This is a genomic window from Pseudomonas sp. 5P_5.1_Bac1 (assembly GCF_025466015.1).
Taxonomy (GTDB): Bacteria; Pseudomonadota; Gammaproteobacteria; order Pseudomonadales; family Pseudomonadaceae; genus Aquipseudomonas.
The window spans coordinates 1-235 of the sequence record NZ_JANLNX010000025.1 but is presented as its reverse complement, the minus strand read 5'-3'; the positions used below and the strand labels follow the sequence as shown (position 1 = coordinate 235).

General features: G+C 45.1%; 1 pseudogene. It reads right to left on the bottom strand.

Going from position 1 to position 235, the window contains the following annotated elements:
• Window positions 1–203 (bottom strand): annotated as a pseudogene (locus NTD82_RS04805) (transposase); the annotation flags it as partial.
• Window positions 204–235: the final 32 nt, after the last annotated feature.

The window sequence follows — 235 nt, the reverse complement described above, 5'->3', positions numbered from 1 at the left end:
CGCTGCAAGGCTGACCTAATGAGATTTAACTCGTCCTTCGAAGCAGCCTGCCTTAAAAACGATATATACCGATCTTTTCGTATTTCAGAAGTTTCTCCCAAAGCGGAATAGCAGGCAGAAATATCCAGCCAATCAAAACCTGGTTGAAGTTGAACTCTGGCTCTGTAGCTCGACCATGTATAGTCTTCAGCATCATCCACCATGCAAGCCCTCACGGGATTTAGCTCAATGTATC